This is a genomic window from Alloyangia pacifica, assembly GCF_003111685.1.
GTDB lineage: Bacteria > Pseudomonadota > Alphaproteobacteria > Rhodobacterales > Rhodobacteraceae > Salipiger > Salipiger pacificus_A.
Genome location: NZ_CP022194.1, coordinates 37218 through 53262 on the forward strand (window position 1 = coordinate 37218; position 16045 = coordinate 53262).

Genomic DNA, 16045 nt, shown 5'->3' on the forward strand with positions numbered 1-16045 from the left:
ACCCATGCCCCGCCTGACCATCGGCCTGATCACCTACAACGGGGCGGACAAAATCCGCCGCAGCATCGACAGTCTGCTGGACCAGAGCTACACGGACCTGGAGTTGCTGATCTTTGACAATGCCTCGACCGACGGCACCACCGAGATTTGCCAGGACTATGCCGCCCGCGACCCACGCGTGCGTCACGTGCGCCATCCCGAAACCATCCCGCAAAGCGCGAACTTCCGCGGCGTGCTGATGGCCGCCGAGACCGAACTATTCATGTGGGCCACCGACGATGACAACTGGAGGCCCGACTTTGCCACCAACTGCATCCGCGAACTGGACAGCCACCCGAACGCCGTGGCCGCCTGCACCAAGGTTCGCTTCCGCAAGCCCGATGGCCAGGAAGACCCCGCGCGCGGCACCTTCACCATCACCGGCACCCCCGAAGAGCGGGTCAGGACCTATTTCTCGAACCCGCGCGACAGCGCCCGGCTGTTCGGTGTCTACCGCACCGAGGGGCTGAAGCGGGCCTACCCGGCCGATGTCAACGTCTTCGGCTACGACTGGCTGGTAGTGGGCCTGTCGATGCTGGAGGGCGACCACATCGAGGCCGAGGGCACCGAGCTGATCCGCACCGCCAATCCCCCGGGCAAGTACTTCGAGAAGTTCACCCGCCACTTCGTTCGGGAAGAGGGGCTGTTCGGCCAGCTGTCCTACATCCTGCCCCTGCTGCCGCTCTCGCGTGAGATCAAGCGCAACTTGCCCGCCCCGGCTTGGCGCGCCGCGCGCGGCAAGGTCCTCCGCCTTAACCTCCACCAGTCACTGATGCTGCTGAAATGGAAGTACCCCGCCTTCGAAGGACTGTTCAGGGCGCTCCGCTCCGTCGACCGCACCGTCGGCAACAGCTAAGGAAGAGGCAGAAATGCAGAAACTGAGTGACCCACGGGAAAATAATTTCAACATCCTGCGACTGGTGGCAGCCTCCGCAGTAATTTTCTCTCACGCGGTTGATCTCACGACGGGTCACCACGATTTTCTGGCTGAGAAAATCGGGTATTCCGGTGGCTGGATCGCGGTCAGTGCCTTTTTCAGCATCAGTGGGATGCTGATCTACAAATCTATCGTCCGCAGCCGCAGCGTTCGGGAATATATGACTGCCCGTTCACTCAGGATTTTTCCTGGTTTGTGGGTGATGCTGATCTTGACGACCCTCTTTCTGGGGCCAGCCATAAGCACCCTAAGCATTCCCGAATACTTTACATCATCGCAGCTACCGGAATATTTCTTCGGCAACGCCATTCTCTATCTCCCGCGATATTTCTTGCCCGGCGTCTTCGAAAGCAACTCGCTGACAGCCGTCAATGGCTCACTCTGGACATTGCGGTTCGAATTCACCTGTTACCTGATTACACTTTTGTTGTTCCTGATCGGTGCCTACCGCACAGAGACCACGTTCCGCATCATGTGCGCCATTATTGTCGCAGGCTATCTTGTATACTTGGGCCTAGGCATTATGCAGGGCACTCTGGATCAGGTGCTTTACGACGGCAGCGACATTGCCAAGCTGCACCGCATGTTTTTCGCCTTTTTCGTTGGGATCATCGTCGGTCATTACATTGACCAGATCCGTCCCAAAGCTTGGTGGGTTGTCCTCAGCGGCGCGGCCACCTGGATCAGCTTTGGCACGCCCCTCTTTGCAACAGCCCTCATCATCTTCATCGCGCTGGCGGTCTTCTGGTTCGCCTTCCTGCAACAGGGCTGGCTTGTGCCGTTCCGCCAGATGCATGACTACAGCTACGGGATCTACATCTACGGCTTCCCGGTTCAGCAAACCGTCGAGCATTTTCTGCCCGGTCTGTCCTCACTCGGTAATGCCCTTCTGAGCCTCGCGATCACCCTACCCTTCGCAGCGGCGTCCTGGCACTTCGTCGAAAAGCCGGCGCTCGGTCTCAAGGCACGTCTGCTGACCAAAAGAGGCACCGCGTGAATCTCAGACGCAACAGTATCTTCGCCGCCACCGAGGTGGTGGTCTACGGACTTGGCCTGTTCTTCATCTACCGCAACGTCGTGCAGGTACTCGGGGTCGAGATGTTGGGGGTCTGGTCCTTGGTGTTGGCCACGACGGCCTTTGGCCGGGTGGCAGATGTGGGCATTGCCGGTGGGCTGGGCCGATACATCGCCCGTTCTCTTGGCGCAGGCCGCCCTGACAAGGCGATCATGTACATGCGCACCGGGATCCTCTCAATCTCGGCACTCATGGGGGCCATTGCGCTGCTGCTGTGGTACCCGCTGTGGAGAGCATTGGCGATCGCACTCGAGGGTGAGGAACTGGCCATCGCGCGGGATATATTGCCTTGGGCGATTTTCAGTTTTTGGCTTCTGAACCTCAAGGCGGTTATGGATGCCTGCCTCTTGGGGGTGCATCGCGCCGACCTGCGCGCCGTGGCCAATATCGCCGGGATGCTGCTGCAGGTCTGGGCCTCGCTGGCGCTGGTAAACGATTACGAACTGCATGGCCTAGCTTGGGCTCAGGCAGCGCAATTCTTCTTGGCGATCGGCTTGTCAGTTGTCTTCCTTCTAACTGTAGCTCGAGTGAATACCGAAGGTTCCCCCATACGGAGCTGGTTCTCATACGAGCAGTTCCGCGAAATGCTGGGCTTTGGGGTAAAACTGCAGATCGGCACTATCGCCAACCTGCTGTTCGAACCCGGGGTCAAGATCGTGCTGGGGGCTATTGCGGGCACCGCGATGCTAGGCATTTTCGAGATGGCCTATCGCTTTGTATACCAAGTTCGCAACGTCGCCATTCGTGCGATCCAGACCACGGTACCATCCTTTGCAGATTACGACGCGCGCGACAATGACGACATCGTTGACCTGTTCTCCAAGGTCAGCCGCACCGCCGCCATTGCCACTGCCACCTTGATGCCCGCCGTTATCATCGGATCACCGCTGGTCTCTTGGTTGTGGCTGAGCGAGGTCAACTATCTGTTCATTTTTATTACCGCGCTGATTGCAGTCATGTGGGGTATCGGAATCTTGGCATCACCGGCCTTTTTCTTGGGGATCGGCATCGGCCGTGTTGCCCCGAATGTCGTGGGACAGATCATGGCTGGGATCCTGGCTCCAGCCTTTGTATATCTGATCTGCACCGTGGCGACACCGGATTGGGCTGTTCTGGGTGTGGTCCTCGGTCGGCTACCCGGCGACCTCTTGCCTGCAGTGCTGACCCGGCCACGCGGACACTGGCATCACGCAGCGATTCTGAACCCATACAACTTGGCCGCATTGGTCATAGTGGTCGTTTTCTCCGTCGTGGCCGCTTGGATCGCCTTCGCGAGGATCACCTGATATGCGGCGGCTGCACAGCCCTTCTGGATGCACAGCAGGCCAATCTGTCACGATAGCGGTCTACGGTCCGGCGTTTCGAGCCACACTATCGGTGGGCACAACACACAAGATGATTCAATCATAGAAAGCCCTTACCTTGACCAGATTTGCCGGTGTCCAAAAAAAGATTCGTTATATCAGTGGAATGCACCGCTCAGGCACCACTTGGGCTGGGCAAATCGCGGCGCATGCCATGCCGGATGCGGTGTTGCATGAACCGCTCAACGCCAATACCGGTTTGCGAGGGGTCGACAAGTGGTATTACGGTCCGGACGAAGGAGATTACGTCGCATCGCTTTTGCGCGACATGCTGGCGGGCCGCCTAAATTTCCGGCGCCGACGGGGTACTGATACGTGGGCCAAGAACCTTGTACGCAGCATCAGCGGTAGCAGGTATGAGCGCCAGTTGCGTGCTGCGCTGAGTGGTGACAACAGCGCCATCATTCTGAAGGATCCGTTCCTGATCCGCTTGGGTACAATGATGGCCGAAACCTTCGACGCCAAGGGAGTTATCTTGAAGCGTCACCCGGCGGCCCTGATCAACTCGCTCAATCGGATGGGCTGGATCCTGCCCGATACCAACGGCAAGCTGATCGAGACCTACAGCCCCGATCCTGAAACACAATTCGCCTTCCAGATCGGACGCTTCTGGGCCGCACTTTACGCGGAGGTCGATGAACAGGCCAAGGCCCGCCCGGACATGATCCTAATCATCCGCCACGAAGACTTGTGCGAGGAACCAATAGCGCTCGGGGAAAGGATGTTGGCTCACCTGGACCTGCCACTGAACCAGGCTGCGACCGATTTCTTGACGACCTCGACCTCAGGCAAGATAGGCGAGGAAAGCGGCAGTCAGTTGTTCAGCATGCATCGCGATGCCCGTGCCCTAGCCCATTCCTGGCGCAACAAACTGTCGCCCGAGATAATTGAGGCAGTCCAGACCGGCGGTGGCGATGTACTTAGGCGTGCCTACCCTGAGTAACGTGCAGTTGTTTTCCGTCCCTGTGCGAAAGGATGCCCAGCCATGTCACCCGACTGCCGCCTGACCGAGATCATGTCCACGGACGCGCTGCCCATTGGGCTAGGGTGTAGCCGACTTGGATCCGTGAATGGTGCCTCGGGTCCCGAGGCGCTGGCCATCCTTCAGGCCGCGCTGGACGACGGGATCCGCTTCTTCGACACCTCGAACATCTACGCCCAGGGCGACAGCGAACGCCTGCTGTCCCAGGTTCTTGGCGGGCGCGATGACGTGATCGTCTGCTCCAAGGCCGGCAAGTTCCTGTCCTGGAAGAAACGCACCCTGGTGCCGCTGAAGGGGCTGTTGCGCGGGGTGGCGCGGCGGTCGGGCCAAGCCCGCAAGGGCGTGGCCTCGGCTCGGGCCAAGCCGATGCCCACCCGCTGGGACCCTGCCTTCCTGACCGCCAGCATCGACGCCAGCCTCGGGCGCCTGAAACGCGAGCGCATGGAAATGTTCATGCTGCACAGCCCCGATGCCGAGGTGGTGCGGCGAGGCGAGGCGGTGGGGGCGCTTGCGGCGGCGGCACAGGCAGGCAAGATCGGCATCGTCGGGGTTTCGGTCGACGACGTCGCCTGCGCTGAGGCCTGTTTGCAGGATCCACGCGTCCGCGCCATCCAGGTGCCGCTGCACCCGGGCGACACCGCCTTTGACGCCATACTTGCCGAGGCACGGGGAAAGGGCGTCGCGGTGATCGCGCGCGAGATCCTCGGTGGCCCCGCGGCGATCTCCGGGGCAAGCGACCCCCGCACCTATGCTGCCGAGCGGATCGCCGAGGTGATCCTCCGACCCGACGTTACGCTGACCCTGGTCGGCACCACCCGGCTTGCCAACCTCACGGCTTCGGTCGCAGCGGCGCGCGCGGCAACAGAATCTTCGGCCTAACGTCGCGCATAACCGTCTTGACTGGTGTTTCCGGCCGAAAAGTCGTGTAAGGCCGAGATCAGCCCAGCAGGAGTGACCCTCAGGACAATGACCCAGATCAGCCAGCTGTTTTTGTCCGGAATCCTGCTCTTGTGCTATCTCAAGATCCACGGTCTTGGCATCGCCTACGTCGGCGCACTGATGGTGAGTCTGATGGCCTTCACCCGCTACCGCGAGACCTGGGACAAGCTGTTGGTGCTGATCGGCATCTTTGTTGCCTTCGTTCTTCTGCACGCCATCCTGTCCGGCCTCACGCTGCCGTCGAACTACCGGCTTGGGCAGGACCAGACCAAGCAAATGATCTACTCGACGACGAACTTCACCATCGTCGCGACGACCCTGATGCTGGGCCGGCGCGGCGATCCCGAGGCCCGGACCAGGGCCATCCGTTACATCCTGATCGGCATGCTGGCCATCGCCGTGCTCGAGGTCTACGGCCCGCTCAAGTCGGCCATGGACGCCTTCAGGTCGCTCTATACCAGCGAGTCTAGCATTTACACCTTCGCCGAACGCGACGTGCAGCAGTACGGCATGGTGCGGCCCACCGTCTTCACCTCCGAGCCCTCGTCTCTCGGCAACTTCTTCGGTGCGCTCTGGGTCTATTTCGTGATCAGGGGGCGACGCACGCTGATCGACTTGGCGGGGTACATGCTGCTTCTTCTGGCGGCCATCTACATCATCCGGTCCCCGACGCTATTGGGCTATGCCGCAGTCGTTCCAGGCCTGCTGCTGGTACAGGCCCGGCGCGGCCTGCTGGGATATGGCTATCTGGCAGCGATCTTGGCGATCTTCCTGCTGGTGCCAAGTTACCTCTACACCCAGAAGGGCTACTTCTCGGGCACACTAAACTATTTCATGTCGACGGGCAGCTTCTTCATCCGACAAATTGCGCCGGTGCTGTCCGCCGAGGCCTCCATCTCGCTGTCACCCTTCTTCGGAGCCGGGTTCAGCTACTACGAGGTAGCCCGCGATACCACCTATCACCTGCTGTCGCTCCTCCATGGCGGCTACTACGACGACGCCTACCTGAGCGTCATGCCCGTTGGCCAATACGTGACCAACGCGGCGTGGGAATTTGTCGGGGTCTACGGACTGTTCGGCGGGATCGGCTTTGCCGCGATCCTGATGCGCCTGTTCCGTCTGGTCGGCATCGTGCATGGACCGGCGGTGATTCTGGCCACGGCCGTTCTGTGGACCAGCCATGCCGGGATAACTCTGGCTTTCACCTGGACCCCGATGATAATCATCGGGCTAGCCTTCTACCGTCCACGGATCGCAGCCGTGCAGGGGACTCGCGCGGGCGCAAGCCTTCTGCCATCACGGCCAACCGGGCCGCGGGCGCTACCGGGAGAGTAGCCTTTCGAAAAGGCCCGGCCTCGCCGCCCGGGAATAGTCCGGCGCGTCCTGCGTGCCCGGGATCGGCCCCAGCGGCGCAAAGCTGGTCGAGGGCCGGACCGCAATGCCATCGGTGCCCGCGCCCTGCACTAGTAGCGTCAACTCGTTCACGTGCTTGACGAAATCCGGCGACAGGTACTGCGGCTGTCCGTCGCGCAAATCGCGCGCCATCTCGGCGATACCCGCGAACTTATCTTGGGCGTAGACTTCGCGTCTGCGGACCCATTCGACCAGCCGCTGCTTGAAGGAGGATCGCATCTGCTGGTCGCCCTCAACGGCATGCGATTTCCAGTTCCGCGCCAAACGCACCCGCCGACCACCTATGCCGAACATCCGGCCTAGACCAGGTCGCGCGCGCAGGCTCTGGAACTTGCGGGCGCTCAGGCTGCCCTTCGAATAGCGTTCGAGGAACACTGGCGAGCGGTAGTGACGGTAGCTGTCACCGGTGAGCTCGCCCTCGTACCCGATCACTCGCATCCGGTGATCGCGCGGTGCCACAACCGAGCAGGTGATCCGTGCCGAGGCACCGCCTGCAAAGTGCAGGTTGGCGACCGAGTAGTCCGGCGTACCGGACATACCGGGCACCTCGCGCGTCTTGTCGGCGATCAGCTCGCTTGAAAAGGCGGTAACCGACACTGCCGGGCCGAGCAGCCCGCAAATCCAAACCAGGTGATAGCCCAAGTGTTCGTAGGTACAGCCCTCGTGGATCTCCTCGACCAGCGGCCAGGAGGCGCCGGTTGGGCTCTTGACGGTCTCGAACTCCATCAGATGAATCGGATTGTCGTCCAGTTCGGCGTAGACCAGAAGCGGCTTGCCAATCGCGCCGTCCTCGACCGCCTTGAACATCGTCCGCACGGTGTCGCTAAAGATGTTGCAGGGCGCCGCGTAGAGCCGCACACCATTGGCCTCGGCGATGTCGTACAGCCTCTGCGACTCCTCGACGCTCGTGGTCAACGGTTTCTCGGAGTAAACATGTTTGCCCGCCTCCAGCGCCTGCCGCGAGACCTCGAAGTGGGCGCCGATGTTGGTCAGATTTATGATCGTTTCGACCTCGGGGTCGGCCAGTAGCCCCGCGAAGCTGTCGTAGGTTGCAAAGCCGTAATGTTCTTGGACGGCCTTCATGCGGTCTGGTCGGATGTCGAAGACACCTTTGACCTCCAACTCCGGGTGGGCGCGGATTGTTCGCATGTAGATGTCAAAGACGAAGCCGCAACCGACAATGGCTATCTTCATGAATGGTGGTCCTTTCCAGGGCGTCGTGGCCAAGATCGACCCGGCCCATATCGGGCTGTAGTACAGGGGGTGTCAACCTGCGGGGTGCCGTGGGTTTGGAAGCTCTCGATGGTCTTCAGTCCCTAGGTCTGGCCCTTTTTGCGGTCGGCCTCCGTCCACATGGTGGGCTGCCAGCCCGTCATCGTGAAACAGCCGGAAAATTCCAGCTTCCGGCGGTCCAGCGTTGGGGAGCAGTGCAAATACCGCAGATATCTGATTGACAGCGGCAGAGAGGACGGGTGCCATCCTTTTGTTTTGAGCATTAGGAGACCTCCGATAGCACGCTCTTTTGCCTGCAGCGGCTCCGGCGATCGGCCTGATGCATCCGCGCTGGAGATGACGGGTTGGTTCTCAGGAGGCTTCTCAGGAGCGGGCTTGATGTCGAAAAGACAGCTCCCGAAAAAAGTAAAGACCGCCGGGGCATCTCACCCCACCCAGCGACCCTCAATGACGTCTAGACAAAAAGGGAATTTCCCTATGAAAGTAGCAACTCGCCGCGGTTTTATCAAAACCGCACCCGTCGCTGCACTGGCCGTAGCATCACCGGCAGCCGCATTCCAGGGGCCCCTCACTGAGACGTCTGGCGCGACGGATCATCACCCGACCACGGCGGGCGGCGTGAAGCTGTATTGTCAGCCGACTCAAGAGGTCAACGTCCTCGCGCTGAAATCTGAAGCAGACGCTGACGACATATCCCTCACGCTGCGCCGAGCAGCGGCGGCTTTCCCTAGCCAAATCCTGCGGCTTCCTCCGGGAAATTACACGGCCAAAACGGTGTTTGAGGTTGGAGATCTGGAAGCCTCGCTGGTCCGGGCCGATGGCGCGAACATCACTGTCGCAGCCGACATTACGTTTTTCCGCGCCGGGCACCCGAAATTTGAGGCTATCCAGAAAATATCGGCGGTGGATGGTGAGGACTATTGGGGCGGGCGGCAGACCATTACGTGCTCCGATGGCACGGCCTACACCGTGGGGGACCTTGTCCGGTGCGTGAGTGATGATAAGCAGCGATGCACGCGCCCTACGGTCGGAGCGACGGATTACCGCCGTGGATTTTACGCCTTCGTCGTATCAATATCTGGAAACATATTGACGTTGGACCGTCCTATTCCGTGGGACCTAACTACAAACCCACGTATTGGGCGACTACCGCGCAGGCGCTACCAATGGAAGGGTGGCGTAATCGGATATGAATCCGGTCATGAGGCTGACTGGCAAGGTTCTGTATGTACCATGTACGGCGTGAGTGATCTGGATATCGAGGTTGAAATTGATCACACATACACTTCGGCGATCAATGTTGTGGGGTGCATGGATGCCCGCATTCGCGCAATTGGTCGCGACCTCCGCAACGACGAGGGAAACAGCCAATATGGCTACATAGTCAATGACGGTAACTCTCAGGGAACGCGGGCGGATGTCATAGGTGGAAGGAACCGCCACGGGTACACGACCAACCAGTCTCTCATTGAGGCGGATATTGATGACCTGCACCTGTACGGCGCGACCTTCGGCGCTCTGGTGACCGGGCAGGTGAATGGTGATACGCAGGCTGGATTTGATACTCATCACGGCTCGGAACACTGCACATTCATGGGCTGCGTTGTCAGCGGTGGAACAACTGGCGGCGGCCAATTTGTGATCCGTGGCATTGCCCATCGGCTGGTAAGCCCACAAGCCTACAATGGCAAAGAGGGGATATTGATTTTTACCGAGGATGGCGTCACCGAGCCATCCTCAGTAAGTATTGAGGGTGCTCATGTCGATGTAGACCGTTACGCAATTTATTCTTGGGGCAAGGTCGATGTGGAGATCCGCGGTGGATCGTTCCGGTCGCGGAAATACGGCCGCGTCGTCTCAGGTATCGCCGGGGCGCTGAAGCTCAGAGGGGCCATAGATATAAGGCCTGGCCCCCCATCAGAAGCTGACTACTCACGGGCGTTCAATCTCAACGACTGTGCAGTTGATGCACGCAGTTCCAAGGTGGTTTTCGATCTGCAGGACGTAGATGTTGCTACCATCAACTATGGAGCTATTCAGGGGGATGGAGATACCGCGTGCAGCTGGATCGGGGGTGAAGTCCGGACAATTAATGATGACGCGCTGAGCACCGTGTTTTACAAGGTGCCAGCGTCGACTGCGACCTTCTCTTTCGCACCAGATGAAATCGTGACCGAGAAGTTGGGAGTGGACCCGACCACCAACATGATAACCGGGGCCGGCGGCGTTGGTTTTTCCGGCCCGGTAAAATGGCGCACAGAGGATGGTGCAGGGCGGTCTGCATACATGACACGGCAGCTGGCAGCGGATGACGAGCAGATCAATCTGCTTTGGCGCGGTGACCCGATGATTGTCTGCGTATTGAGCGCGACAGGAGCCGCACGCGTAATGGGAGCGATGCCGGATGGCATTATCGTCGGACAGGAGATCCTCCTGCGGGTGCCTGCTGCGTCATGGGACGTTACGGTCAAGCACGGCACAGCGACCTACAATGCTGACCTTGGCGGCGCTGACATAGTTCTGAGTGCTGGTGACAGTCTACGCCTCATCTGGGATGGGTCAGACTGGCTCAGGGTATAGACATGGACACCCCCGGAAACCTCTGGATGACCAGCTTGCAGAGATCTCAGCGGGTGGAAATCCGCTTGAGACGCTTCTGTAACGGGGCGTCCTATGTCAACTGAGAACTGAGCCAAGGCATCGCGGTATGAGATTGTCATACGGCGGCCTAGGCAGGTAGCCCTCGCCGCCGCAAATCACAACCCCATCTGAAAGCCGTCGCGCAGCGACTGCGCGACGGCGGAAAACCGCACAAGATCATCATCACTGCGGTCGCACGAAAGCTCCTGAATATCACTAACGCTCTATGCAAAGCGCGCAAACCATGGGGCCTTCAAGGCGCCTGACGGATACAGTTGCTAGGCGGAGTGCTTTGCGGGGCCGTGCGGGCTCAGTCAATTAGTTCAGTTGCGCCGCCGTCGAGGTGATCAGCGACGGGGTGATCTGCGTCACCACGCGGCTCCAGCGGGTCACCGGCTGCTCTGCCACGAAGACCACGTCGTTGGGGCGCAGCTCGAAGCGCGTCGCCAGCAGGAAGTTGGCGGCGTTGCGCCCGTCAAGATGCCAGGCGGTCAGCGCGCCGAACTCGCGAGGGTCGGGCGAGCCGCGCAGCACGTAGATCTCCGCCACGTTACCGGTGCGAGTCGGCACGCCGTCGTTGGAATAGAGCGCGTCGGCCAGCGTCGCGGTGCGGCCGAAGGGCAGCGGGTAGCGCGCCTGCTTGTTCACTTCGCCGGTCAGGTAGACGTAGTCGCGATCGACGGAGTCGAGCTCGAGCCGGGTCATGTAGTTCTCGCGCTCTTCGGCCAGCGCGCCGCGGCGGATGTTCACCTCGGCGTTCAGCTCGTTGAGCGCGGCGATGCGCGCGTCCTGGCGGAACTCGGCGAGGCGGATGCGCTCCTCGAAATAGGCCTGCGCCCGGTCGAGCGTGTATTCGGTGTCGACGAAGACCGCGTCGCCGTCGGTCAGCTGCACCCGCGACAGGCGGCTGCTCGAGTAGAGCTCGCGCAGCGGGATCTGGTAGATCGTGCCGTCACGGTAGATGCGCACCGAGGCGTAATCCAGATCCTCGGCGGTGATCCCGCCCGCCGCCGCCAGCGCCTCGTCGAGGTAGAGCGGGGTGAGGGTGATCGGCGCTACAGCCGGCTGCGCCACAGCGCCACCGATCGAGACCTTCTTGGAGTTGAACTCGGCGACCTCGAGGCTGAAGGTCGGGTCGATCTGGTTCTCCACGAGGCGCTGGAACAGGCGGTTCTCGGCTTCCTCGAGGGTGGTGCCAGCGACTTGCACGCGGCCAACGTTGGGGATGGCGATCGCGCCGTCATCCTGCACCGTGTAGCCTTGGCGCGAATTCGAGGCGGCCAGCAGCCCGGTCAGCTGCTCGACGGTCGAGCCGGTCTGCGGCGTGGCCAGCAGCAGCACGTCGCCGACGCCGATCGTGTAGGGTGCCTCAGGCACTGCAGGCGGCACCCGGGTCTCGAGCATGTCAGGGCGCGGCTGGTAATCCACCACCGGGTCGGGCACCGCCCCGGCGCCGCGCTGGGTGCTGCCGCCACCGGCATTGGCAAAGAAGACCGCCGGCAGCTGCTTAGGACTGTATCCCGAGCGGTTCGCCGCCAGCACGGTTTCCGGGGTGATCGCCAGCACCCGTACTTTCGAGGCGCTGGCGCTCATCGGGTTCACCGACGGCGATTGGTAGGCGACGCCGCAGCCACCCAGCATCAGAAGGCCGGTCACGGCCAGGCTGCTCAAGGCCTTTTTGCCCATGTTCTTCCTCGTGAAGATTGTGTTCTGGCGGGGTCAGGCCCCTTGCGCGCAGATTAGATGGATTTGTTCCGACAGGCCATGCAGGAGCCCATGAAAAAGGCGGACCCTGCAAAGGTCCGCCCGATTTCTTCTCAACCTGTGGCGGAATTGACGAGCCACCGGTCAGGCGACTCAGTTCGTGCCCGAGGTTCCGGTCGTGGTCGTGGTGCCGGGCTTGCCCTTGCCCTTGTCACCGCCGGAGGCCACGGCTGCGATCCCGCCCACGGCCAGCGTGCCGAGGCCCGCGGCCAGAAGAGTGCCCGAGATGCCGGCAAAGCCCGCGGCACCCAGGCCGGCAAGCCCGACGCCACCGCCAACGCCCGCACCGACGCCAGCCCCGGCGCCCACGCCGGCCCCTACGCCACCGCCGGCACCCGCGCCGCCGCCGCCAAGACCCGCGGTCTGCGCGTTACCGGCAGCACCGCCGCCTTGCGCAGCCGCACCGCCAGCGCCGAGGCCCTGGGCACTCGCAAACGAGGTAAACGCGAGAAAGCAGGCCGCTGAAAGCCCCGTCATGGTCTTCATGGTCATCGCTCTTCTCCTAAAGAAACGTACGGTCCCAAAGAAACTTATTGGCAGCGTTAGCAAATTCGTTCTGCCGAGGCAATTTCAATGACGCGGGAGCAGGTGAATTGTCATCCTGCCGCCACCTTCCCTGCCTCGAGATCAGTAATCTGCCCAATTACTCAGCCGCTCGTAGGTCAGATGGCCAACTGCCGGGCCGACCCATTGTTCCGAGCGCACGACATCCCCGGAGCCGGCGATCCAGTAACGATTCTCGAAACTCTCCTGCGGGCCGGTGCAGTTCTCGTCGACCCGGGTGACCTCGAGCTGGCCGAAATAGGCCGCGGCGACATCCGGGGCGCGGCTGTAGTCGCAGATATAGGCATGCACCACGAGGTGGTTCTCGCCATCGAGATAGCGGTGGATGCGCTCAGCCGGGCCGGGCGCCCCGGCCAGCGCCGCGCGCACGTCGCGCACATCCGCCGAAATGAGGTCCCCCCCAGCGGCCCGCGTCGCGATCAGCACGCCGCCCTGCAGCACGATCGCCTCGTTCGAGGGTGAGAGCCAGGAGGTGCTGTCGCCGTTCCGCGTGTCCTCGACGAAGACCACCTGAGTGCCGCGCTGAGGAAGGGTCGCGAAAAGCACCGGCCGGCCCGCGGCCGCCACCATCTGCGGGGTGATCTGCCCGCGGACGTCCTGCTGCGGCTTGCCGAGCTCCGCGACCTCCGCGCCGAGATCGGCAAAATAGCGAACCATGTTCAGATCGCTGCCGCAGCCGGCGAGCAGCGCGAGGGCAAGCCCGGTGAAAAGCGCGCGCATCTTCATCGCCAGAACCGTCCCCATTGTGACTGCAGCTCGGGCTGCTGATACTGCCGCACCTGCTGGTAGAGCCGGGTGCCGACGTCGACCCGTGCGCCGCCGTCGCGCAGCACCGGGCGCAGCGCCCGTGAAACCGCGACCTCCGAGCGCTCGCCGGTGATCGCCGAGAGCGGCACGTAGAAGCGGATGCCCTTGTCGAAGGAGCCCTCGCCGAAATCGTCGAAGGAGACATCGGTGAAGGTGGCAAAGGCGCCGATGGTGATGCCGTTGTCAAATTCCCGATCGACGCCGAATGTGGCGCCCCAGTCCTTGGCGAGATAGCGCCCCGCATCGACCTGGTAGTGGAAGTTGTTCGGCGCCTTGTAATAGGCCGAGGCATGGCCGGTCACCACGCCGTAGTCCAGGAAGCCGAAGCCCTGCTCGTATTCGCGCTGCTGCGCGTAGTTCACCTCGAGCCCGAGGCCGAGGCGGCTGTCCACCGGCTTCCAGAGGATCTCGCCCGAGATACCGCCGTACATCGGCTCGAAGTAGCCCGCGGTGACCCGCGCGAAGACATCCTGCCCGGGGCGGAAATACTGCGTCGCCGTCAGGTAGTTGAGCGTCGGATCGTCGGTTTCCTGGTAGAGCGTGTTGTCGGTGCGCACATGCGGCAGGATCGAGTTGGAGGGCCGGACGCCGGCGCTGTTGGAGGTCAGCTTCTGGCGCACCGCCCCTTCCAGCACGAGGCCCGGCAGCGGCTCGAGGCTGCCGCGCAGCTGCGCGCCCAAAGTCAGGGTGATCGGCTGGCGCGGGTCGAAATAGGAGGAGCTGAGATAGGGCGCCAGCGACCACTCGTATTTCGGGAAGGCGCCCTGCGGCACGATCTGCCCGGCGCGCGCGGGCAGGGCATCCTCGACCTCGGCGCGGGCGTAGCTCTGCCAGGCGCCGTCGGGGGCGTATTCGAGCTCCTCGAGATCGCTGCGGTTTAGCACGACCCGGCTCACCGGCAGGCCGGTGCCGGTGACGAGGGTGATCTCGAAGCGCTCCACCGAGGCGGGCATGAGCTGGCTCATGATCCGCGCGACCCGGCCCACCGCCTGCGCCTCCGACGGCTGCGCGCCGGCACGCACCTCCGCCCGCGCCACACGCGCCTCGACGCCGAAGCGCTCGAGTTCCATGTCGTCCGCCTCGAGCAGGCCCTTGAGGGTGGTCCGGAGGATCTCCGGGGCATCCGGCTGCTGCGTCCAGCCGAGATCCGAGGCGCTCTGCGCCGGGCGCAGGAAGACGGGCTTGGGCGCCGGGCCGACACCGCCAGGATAGCGGGTGGGAGTCTTGGGGTTGAACGTGTAGCTGAGCTGGGCGGCGAGGGTAGAGCCGTAGAGATAGGCGCCGCTCAGGTCGAGGCTGTCTGTCAGGCGGTAGCTGAAGCCGAGGTTGATGGGGGAGTTATGCTCGAAGCCGATGCGCTCAGCCTCAGCTTGGTAAGCATCCGACGAATATTCGGCGGACAAAACCAGTTTTCCACTGACCGCGTATTGCAAGCCGCCGAAGAACGCCGCGTCACCTCTAAACCACTGACCTGTATCAAGCTTTCCGGTTTGCTCGATACCTGTTTCTCCTTCAGGGCGGCTCTCAAGACTTTTCTTGAAAAGCCCTAAAGGGTTTGTGAAGCCATTATAGCTGCCGAAACGTCCCCAACCGATCCCGCCTGTAGCTCGCAAACGGCCAAAAGTTTTTGTCGCTACTATATATTCACCTGCGTAGATGCCTGTCCCACCAAAGTCCTGAAGCCCTACAGTTACTGCAGGAGTGTGCCGGCTTTCTTCAGCGAGCAAATAGCTTAGATCGAAACTACGGTCGTAGTACTGATCCTGAGAGCCGAAAGCCTCGATATTCACATACCGAAACACCCCCGACAGCCGCGGCGTGATCTGGAAGTGCAGCGTGCCGCGAATGGTGTCCTCGAAGGCTCCGACCGACAGGCTCAGGTCCGCGTCCCGCATCGGGTGCGCCGTCGGCATGTCCAGAATCCCGGGCACACCCATGTAGTTGAGCGTCGGGCGCGACCAGGGAGCCTCCTGCGGGATGGCCGGGCCAGCGACGAGGGCCAATCCCAGCCCCGCGCACAGTCCCATGCTCAGCGGCGCCGCGCCCCTGGGTGTCCGGCTGCGTCGCAACCCATGTGTCGGACCTGGCATTCGGGAACTCCGCCTCTGTCAGAGCGTCCCCGGCCCTGTGCCCGGGAGGGGGCACGCGGCCGCTGCCCGAGATCCGGGGCGCTCCATTCTTGTGTTGCGCGCACCATCGCCGCGTTGCGCGGAAAGTTCAAACACTCAGCCCGGCAAGGCGCTGCGGCGCAGCAGGCGACCGTGTCCGGAATCCCACAAGACGCGGTC

12 protein-coding genes are annotated in these 16045 nt (G+C 62.1%); 7 read left to right on the forward strand and 5 right to left on the reverse strand.

The features are described 5' to 3' along the window. Window positions 1-4 precede the first annotated feature (4 nt). From CEW88_RS23520 to CEW88_RS23545, 6 genes are all read left to right on the forward strand, one after another. On the forward strand, window positions 5-895 hold the full coding sequence (locus tag CEW88_RS23520; protein WP_108970820.1) for a glycosyltransferase family 2 protein: 891 nt from the start codon (window positions 5-7) through the stop codon (window positions 893-895). Window positions 896-908: 13 nt separating this feature from the next. Continuing rightward, window positions 909-1973, forward strand: a complete 1065-nt coding sequence (locus CEW88_RS23525; RefSeq protein WP_108970821.1) for an acyltransferase family protein — start codon at window positions 909-911, stop codon at window positions 1971-1973. Next, window positions 1970-3337, forward strand: a complete 1368-nt coding sequence (locus tag CEW88_RS23530) for an MATE family efflux transporter (RefSeq protein ID WP_108970822.1) — start codon at window positions 1970-1972, stop codon at window positions 3335-3337. The genes CEW88_RS23525 and CEW88_RS23530 overlap by 4 nt, the downstream gene beginning before the upstream one ends. Window positions 3338-3473: 136 nt before the next feature. Beyond that, window positions 3474-4358, forward strand: coding sequence for a sulfotransferase (locus CEW88_RS23535; protein ID WP_159099718.1), 885 nt, complete (start codon window positions 3474-3476; stop codon window positions 4356-4358). Between the two features lie 72 nt (window positions 4359-4430). After that, window positions 4431-5276, forward strand: a complete 846-nt coding sequence (locus CEW88_RS23540; protein ID WP_302664685.1) for an aldo/keto reductase — start codon at window positions 4431-4433, stop codon at window positions 5274-5276. 87 nt (window positions 5277-5363) lie between these two features. Beyond that, window positions 5364-6671 carry a hypothetical protein gene (locus CEW88_RS23545; RefSeq protein ID WP_108970825.1) on the forward strand — a complete coding sequence of 436 codons (1308 nt, stop codon included), beginning with the start codon at window positions 5364-5366 and terminating at the stop codon, window positions 6669-6671. Here CEW88_RS23545 and CEW88_RS23550 read toward each other — a convergent pair. Then, window positions 6657-7943 carry a Gfo/Idh/MocA family protein gene (locus CEW88_RS23550; RefSeq protein ID WP_108970826.1) on the reverse strand — a complete coding sequence of 429 codons (1287 nt, stop codon included), beginning with the start codon at window positions 7941-7943 and terminating at the stop codon, window positions 6657-6659. The two genes, CEW88_RS23545 and CEW88_RS23550, sit on opposite strands and share 15 nt — an antisense overlap. A gap of 516 nt (window positions 7944-8459) precedes the next feature. Between CEW88_RS23550 and CEW88_RS24645 the strand changes: the two genes are divergently transcribed. Beyond that, the gene (locus tag CEW88_RS24645; protein ID WP_159099720.1) at window positions 8460-10562 is read left to right on the forward strand and encodes a hypothetical protein; all 2103 of its coding nucleotides are present in this window, start codon (window positions 8460-8462) and stop codon (window positions 10560-10562) included. A gap of 378 nt (window positions 10563-10940) precedes the next feature. Here CEW88_RS24645 and CEW88_RS23560 read toward each other — a convergent pair whose 3' ends face one another. The 4 genes from CEW88_RS23560 to CEW88_RS23575 all read right to left on the reverse strand — a co-directional run bounded on the left by CEW88_RS23560 (window position 10941) and on the right by CEW88_RS23575 (window position 15847). Continuing rightward, window positions 10941-12308: a polysaccharide biosynthesis/export family protein gene (locus CEW88_RS23560; protein ID WP_193989115.1), complete on the reverse strand. Its 1368-nt coding sequence runs from the start codon at window positions 12306-12308 to the stop codon at window positions 10941-10943. Between the two features lie 171 nt (window positions 12309-12479). Then, a complete protein-coding gene (locus CEW88_RS24650; RefSeq protein WP_159099721.1) occupies window positions 12480-12878 on the reverse strand; it encodes a hypothetical protein in 399 nt (132 codons plus the stop codon). A 135-nt stretch (window positions 12879-13013) separates the two neighbouring features. Next, complete coding sequence (locus CEW88_RS23570; protein ID WP_108970829.1) at window positions 13014-13694, reverse strand: YjbF family lipoprotein; 681 nt, start codon at window positions 13692-13694, stop codon at window positions 13014-13016. Further along, window positions 13673-15847 (reverse strand): YjbH domain-containing protein, encoded by a 2175-nt coding sequence (locus tag CEW88_RS23575; RefSeq protein ID WP_108970830.1) that lies wholly within the window; start codon window positions 15845-15847, stop codon window positions 13673-13675. Before CEW88_RS23575 ends, CEW88_RS23570 begins: the two co-directional genes overlap by 22 nt. Between the last annotated feature and the right edge of the window lie 198 nt (window positions 15848-16045).